The sequence below is a fragment of the Plantactinospora siamensis genome (assembly GCF_042434095.1).
GTDB lineage: Bacteria > Actinomycetota > Actinomycetes > Mycobacteriales > Micromonosporaceae > KBS50.
In genome coordinates this window covers 1-5,938 of record NZ_JBHLUE010000036.1, presented here as the reverse complement: position 1 = coordinate 5,938, position 5,938 = coordinate 1, and the positions used below count along the sequence as shown (strand labels likewise).

Here is a 5,938-nt window from a genome sequence, read left to right as displayed (position 1 = left end):
CGCGTCATACGCGTACCCCTGCAACTCACACGTCGCCCGCGGAAAACCCGGCAACCGCCCATCGTGATACGAAATCGAATCCCACGAGTCCTTCCAACACTGGTTCTCCAACCCGTTCCGCGTGTTGCGACGCTCGTACCACACATACCCGTTACCCATCAGATCCGCGTACTCGTCAATCCACCGCAACGCCTCCCGCGCCTCGAACTCCAACTCCCGCACCAGCGCCACATCACCACTCCACCGCTCATACTCATCCAGCAGGATGACGAACAACGGCGTGCTGTCCGCCGCCCCGTAATAGGGCGAGTAGGGCTTCTCGTTGAACGCGGCGCTCTCGCCGTACCGCATGGCGTAGATCATTTTTCCGGGCTCCTCGTCCCGGAAGTCGTCCAGATGCACGCCGCGGCCGTTCGCCAGCGCCCGCAGGGTCGGCGCGGCCAGTTCGGGAGTGAACCCGAGCGTCTGCAGGCAGGTGAGCAGGCCGTCCCGGCCAAACAAGGTCATGAACCACGGCATCCCGGCCGCCGGCACCCGCTCGTGGACGGCGAGCGTCGAATACCGCAGCGCGGCCAGGTCCACCAGGCTGCGCCGGTACACCCGTTGCAGTTTGCTCGGGTTGCTGGTCAGCTTTGGCGCGTCGGACAGCCAGCGGTCCAGCTCCTCCTGCATGCCCGGCTCCGGCCGGTTGCGGAAGGCTTTCAGACTGGCCCGGATGTCCCGACCTCGTGAACCGCGCACCAGGGTCGCCACGTGCAACCCGGTCACCCAGCTGTCGTGCGGGCCGATCCGGACGTCGAAGGTCAGGCCGCGCTCGTCGATCGTGGCCGGGCTGGTCGATGTCACGATCGACTCCCGGAAGAAGGTGTCCCGTTCGTAGCTGATCCGCAGGGATTCCTGGTCGGCGTGGGTGCGCACGGTACCGGCTCGGGCCGGAGGGTGTTCCTCGCGTAGCTGCACGAGGTCGGCGAAGTCGGAGGCAACGTCGACGCGCAGCCGCAGCTCGATCGGGTCCTCCGAGTGGTTCAGCACCGTCAGCTCCTCGTCGAAGCTGCCGCCCACCCACCGGTGCCGGATCACCGACACCTGCGCGTCGATGTAGTGCGTGGCGGTGCCGGGCACGAGGAAGAACCGGGCCTCGAAGTGCTGCAGGTCGTCCACCGACAGGGGGTGCAGGTGCTGCCCGTTGACGGTGAGTTCCCATTGGGACAGGAACCGGGTGTCGTAGCTGAACAGGCCCGTCGGCATGTCCCCGGATGGGCAGACGTCGCCGACGTCGTTGCTCAGCAGGAAGCTGTTCCCGTTGATGATGCTGACGTAGTCGTAGATGGCACCCTCGTTCACGGCCGTCCGCCCCCCATCATCCGCGCCCGTCCGGTTTCCGGCTGCTCCGCGCCCAATCGGCGGGGTGGTGCGCGCCGGGCGGTCCCGGCAGCAGCATGCGGACCGCGGTGAGCAGGGTCAGGTCCCCCTCGATGCTGATCCGGTTGCGCAGCATCGCGGCGTAGACGCCGTTGCTGCCGCTGGCCAGCCCCTCGAACAGCGGGCGGTTGGTCCGTACCACGCAGTCGGCCTCCTGATCTTCCCGGAACACCCGCACCCGACCGCGGTCGAAGATCATCCCCCAGTGTTCGGTACGGCTGTCCGTCGCCACGTCGAACCGGATGCTGCCGCGATACTTCGGCGGTACGGACGGCGGATACCGGTCCATCCGGTCGAAGAAGTCGGCGATCGGGTCGCTCATCGGCCCTCCTCGGCCCGCGGTCACGGGACTCCCACGCGCAGCGTGCCCCGCGTTCCGGTGCCCGGGCATCACCCGGATCGGATGAATCGGCCGAGGGCTCTGCCGTTTGCGCGGACCGACCGGGGGCCGGGCTCAGCGGTCCGCGCGGGCCGGCTGGGGCGCCGGCTCAGCCGTCCGCGCGGACCGCGTCGAGGACCAGGGTGCGGAGTCGTTCCAGCGGGTCCCCGTCGCCCACCGCCACGATCGTGCGGGTGGCGGCGAACGCCAACCCCAGCCCCGGCGCCGCCCCCGCGATGCTGCCGCCGAGGCCGTCGCAGCCGAACATCGGCCCCTCGATGCCGTAGCCGAGCGCGCCGGTGAGCTCGCCGCCCAGCGTCCAGTCCGGCCCGCTGACCGCCGGCGCCGACACCCGGCGCAGCCGGTCGGCGGAGATCAGGCGTACCCCGTCGACCTCGCCGAGCAGCGCGGCGTACATCCGGGCCGCGGCGCGGGCCGTGACCGTGCCGATGGCCGGGATGTCGGCCCGCAGCACGTCGCGGCGGTTTCCCAGCGCGGCGTCCGGCCGGACGCCCGGCGGCACCGCGCGGGCCAGGTTGGGCAGGGCGCCGGCCAGCGCGTCCAGCGCCGCCGACCAGCCGCGGTCGGTCAGCCGCGCGAGCCGGTCCAGGTCCCCTTCCGGTACGCCGAAGAGCAGCTCGCCGGGCACGCCGAGGGGAGCGGCGACCTCCTCGGCCAGCACCGCTGAGATGGTGCGCCCGGTGACCCGGCGGACCACCTCACCGACCAGCCAGCCGTACGTCCAGACGTGGTAGCCGTGCCGGCTGCCCGGCGCCCACACGGGGGTGGCGGCGGCCAGCACGGCGCACATCCGGTCCCAGTCGGTGAGGTCCCCGACCGTGCAGCCGGCGGGCAATTCCGGCAGGCCGGCGGTGTGCGTGAGAACGTGGGCGAGCGTGATGTCCCGCTTGCCGTTGCGGCCGAATTCCGGCCACACCCGCGCCAGCCGCAGGTCGTAGTCGAGGACGCCCCGCTCGGCGAGCACGTGCACGACGGTGCTGGCCAGTCCCTTGCCGAGGCTGAAGCTGAAGATCGGGGTGCCGGCCGTGACGGGTCGACCGGTGGCCGGGTCGGCCACCCCGGCACACACGTCCAGCACGGGGCGGCCGTGCAGGTACGCCGCCACCTGCAGGCCGGCGGCCGGGTCGGCGGCGGCGAGCCCGTCGAGCGTGGCCCGCACCCGGTCCTCGAGGTCGGTGCCGGTCCTGGTCATGGTCGCGTTCCCTCCGTTTCGTCGGCGCCGGGCCAGTGCTCCAGCAGGTGACCCAGCGCGCCGATCGCGCGGCGCCACGAGGTGGCGACCTCGCGCGGGTGCCCGAAGCCGTTGGCGGCCTCGATGGCCACGAAGCCGTGAAAGGTGCTGCGCAGCAGTCGTACGGCGTCGGTGCGGTCGGGCTCGGCTAGGGGGAACCCGCGCAGCATCGCCGCGGTGTACTCGATCAGCTGAAGGTGGCCGGGGGAGTCGGCCACCACCTCGGGCGGCAGCTGAAGGTTGGTGGCCGCGTACCGGCCCGGGTGGGCCAGGGCGAAGCCCCGGTACGCGTCGGCGAAGGCCGCCAGCGCCGCCCGCCCGGACCGGCCGGCCACCGCGGGCGCGAGCACGTCGGCGAAGTCGCGCGCCGCCCGGACGGCGACCCTGGTACGCAACTCGCGCAGGTTGCGGACGTGCGAGTACAGGCTGGCGTCGGCCACCCCGAACCGGCGGGCCAGGCCCGAGACGGTGACGTTGTCGAAGCCGATCTCGTCCGCCAGGTCGGCGGCCGCCCCGGTGAGCCGTTCCGCCGTGATCCCCGCCCGCGCCATGGCACCTCCTAGCCTTCCCAGGCCAAATCCTAGGGGCCCTAGGTTGCCCCGTCCAGCACAGGGTTCGCCGGGTTGGCTGCCTTACAGGTTGTCGACGTAGAAGCTGGTGAGCCTTTCGACGGCGGCGTCGACGTATGCGGGCTCGTCGTACATCTCGTAGTGGCCGGCGCCGTCGATCATCATGAGGTCGACCGGGTTGGGGGCCAGTTTCCACAGCTGCATGCCGGTGTCGTAGGAGCCGGTGTTGCCGATGCGTCCGGCGAGGACGACCTGCAGGGGCTGGGTCATGAGCTGATCGGCCAAGTGGAAGGCGTCATAGCCCAGCAGGAGGGAGTCGCCGCGCAGGAGGCGCCGGTTCGTGGAGTGTTCGTTACCGCCGCGCTCGGTGCGGTAATAGGTGACGGCCTGAGTGGTGTCGATGTCGGTCAGGCCCGCTGCTTTGGCGTCCTCGAGGGTGTCGGGCAGCCAGTTCACGCGGGTCAGCTCGCCGGAGCGGGCCTCTTCGGTCCGCGCGTCCGCGAGGGCGTCGAGCGCCGCGGCCGGACCGTCGGGGGAGAAGCTGCGGAACGCGGCGCCGATGTTGACGGGGACGACCGTGCCGACCGCCTTGATGCGGTGATCCGTGCGGGCGGTGTGCACGGCGTAGCCCCCGCCGGCGCAGATGCCAAGGACGCCGATGCACTGCGGGTCGATGCCGGGGGTCGCGGTGAGCACGTCGATGGCGTAGGAGATGTCCTCACCTCGGCGGTAGGGGTCTTCGAGGTCGCGGGGCTCGCCCTCGCTCTGGCCCTGATGGGCGGGGTCGAGGACGAGCGCGGCGATGCCGCGAGCGGCGAGGCGGGAGGCGTAGTTGATGCCGATCTGCTCCTTCACGCTGCTGCCCGGGGTGGAGAGCACCACGGCGCGCAGCGGTGCGCTGCTGCCGGCGTTGTCGGGCAGGTGGAGGTCCGCGGCGAGGTTGATGGGACCGCGCGGGATCGTGAGGGGCTGAATCATGCTTGGCTTCCTTCGTGGGATTGTTGTTCCACAGGAGTCCAGTACAGGACCGCACTTTGTACGAGATGGAACTAGTACGAAACTGTACCACCTGGATGGAGGGGCCGGATGTCGGTCGACGGGGCGCAGCTGTGGACGCTGAACCAGCGGCTGCTGGCGGTCGTGATGGATGCCTGCACGCAGGAGCTGGCCGAGGTCGGGTTGGAGACGAAGGAGTTCTTCGTCCTGGCCGAGGTGGAGGCATCGCCGTACCCAGCCGAGATCGCGACGGCACTGCTGCTGCCCAAGGCGAGCGTGACGGTCTACGTCCGCAACCTCGTCGCCAAGGGCTTCATCCGCCGCGAGATCGACGAGGCGGACCTGCGGCGTCACCGGCTCGTACTGACCGCTGAGGGCACAGCGGCACGGGATCGTGCACTTGCGGCCCTCGCGGCGGAGTACGACCGCAGGTTGGCGAGGGTCACCCCCCAGGACCGCACCGAGCTGCGGCGCATCCTTCAGGAGATGCTCTCGCCCGCATGAGTCGATGGTCACGAGCGGTCCGTCTGCCCGGTGAGCCCCCGCTCGCGGTGCTGTGACCGCCGTAGATCGGGGCGCCGTCGTTGCGCCGAACCGCCCAACTGCGGCGATCTTGTGGTGATCAAGGGGTTCGGGTCGTTCCCGGTCTGGGTGCGGGCGGGTCGGATGTCGGGTTTTGGGTTGGTTGGGTGGTGGCCTGTGGTGGCCGGCACTCGGGGGCTGCCCGGTTTGTCGGGTTGGCTGGAATCGGTGTGGGGGCCCGGACGTTGTACCGGGTCCACGGCCGCAGTACCCGCCGAGCGCCCCGCGCCTCGGGCTTGTCGAACCCCCGCTGAGCCCTCCGCGGTGGCCGGCCCTCCCTCCGCGGTGGCCGGCCCTGACCCCCGGGTTGGGGAATGGTGGCGGGCGGGTCGTGGTTACACCCGGTCCGGATGACCGTAGGAGCGCCCCCGCTGGGCCCAGGTCATCGTGCGGATCTTGTTCTTGATTTTTCCGCCCGCGCCCACCCCCGTGGTGTGCGGCTGGTTCCCTCTCTTGTTCTTTTCGTGTCGTCGCGTGCGGTCCCCCCATGCGTGCGTGCCGGCCCAACCCCCCCAAGGAGTTCTCATGAAGTCGACGCTGATGCGTAAGACGGTCCTGTCGGTTGCTGGTGTGGCGTTCGCCGGTGGTCTGGTCGCCGGCCCGGTCACGGGTGCGATGGCCGCCGACACTCACAGCGCCAAGCCCGCCGCCGCGGCGGTGCAGACGGTCTCGGCCGACAAGCCCGACGCGGGCAAGTTGTCGCCGCACGGCGTGCAGGGTGCGCAGTCGCGGATCGAT

At 70.8% G+C, this 5,938-nt stretch carries 6 protein-coding genes and 1 pseudogene; 2 read left to right on the top strand and 5 right to left on the bottom strand.

The features are described 5' to 3' along the window. From ACFFHU_RS30995 to ACFFHU_RS30975, 5 genes are all read right to left on the bottom strand, one after another. Nucleotides 1–1,344, bottom strand: a 1,344-nt coding sequence (locus ACFFHU_RS30995) for an amylo-alpha-1,6-glucosidase (RefSeq protein ID WP_377344091.1), incomplete at its 3' end; no start/stop codon positions are given. Between the two features lie 16 nt (nucleotides 1,345–1,360). After that, nucleotides 1,361–1,744: an SCP2 sterol-binding domain-containing protein gene (locus ACFFHU_RS30990; protein WP_377344090.1), complete on the bottom strand. Its 384-nt coding sequence runs from the start codon at nucleotides 1,742–1,744 to the stop codon at nucleotides 1,361–1,363. Nucleotides 1,745–1,910: 166 nt separating this feature from the next. Next, the gene (locus ACFFHU_RS30985) at nucleotides 1,911–3,014 is read right to left on the bottom strand and encodes a serine hydrolase domain-containing protein (RefSeq protein WP_377344089.1); all 1,104 of its coding nucleotides are present in this window, start codon (nucleotides 3,012–3,014) and stop codon (nucleotides 1,911–1,913) included. After that, complete coding sequence (locus ACFFHU_RS30980) at nucleotides 3,011–3,604, bottom strand: TetR/AcrR family transcriptional regulator (protein WP_377344088.1); 594 nt, start codon at nucleotides 3,602–3,604, stop codon at nucleotides 3,011–3,013. The genes ACFFHU_RS30985 and ACFFHU_RS30980 overlap by 4 nt, the downstream gene beginning before the upstream one ends. A gap of 81 nt (nucleotides 3,605–3,685) precedes the next feature. Next, on the bottom strand, nucleotides 3,686–4,600 hold the full coding sequence (locus ACFFHU_RS30975; RefSeq protein WP_377344087.1) for an alpha/beta hydrolase: 915 nt from the start codon (nucleotides 4,598–4,600) through the stop codon (nucleotides 3,686–3,688). Between the two features lie 108 nt (nucleotides 4,601–4,708). Here ACFFHU_RS30975 and ACFFHU_RS30970 point away from each other — a divergent pair, with 108 nt between their 5' ends. Both ACFFHU_RS30970 and ACFFHU_RS30965 read left to right on the top strand, forming a co-directional pair. Next, nucleotides 4,709–5,122: a MarR family winged helix-turn-helix transcriptional regulator gene (locus tag ACFFHU_RS30970; protein WP_377344086.1), complete on the top strand. Its 414-nt coding sequence runs from the start codon at nucleotides 4,709–4,711 to the stop codon at nucleotides 5,120–5,122. A 603-nt stretch (nucleotides 5,123–5,725) separates the two neighbouring features. Continuing rightward, nucleotides 5,726–5,938, top strand: a pseudogene (locus ACFFHU_RS30965) (hypothetical protein); the annotation flags it as partial.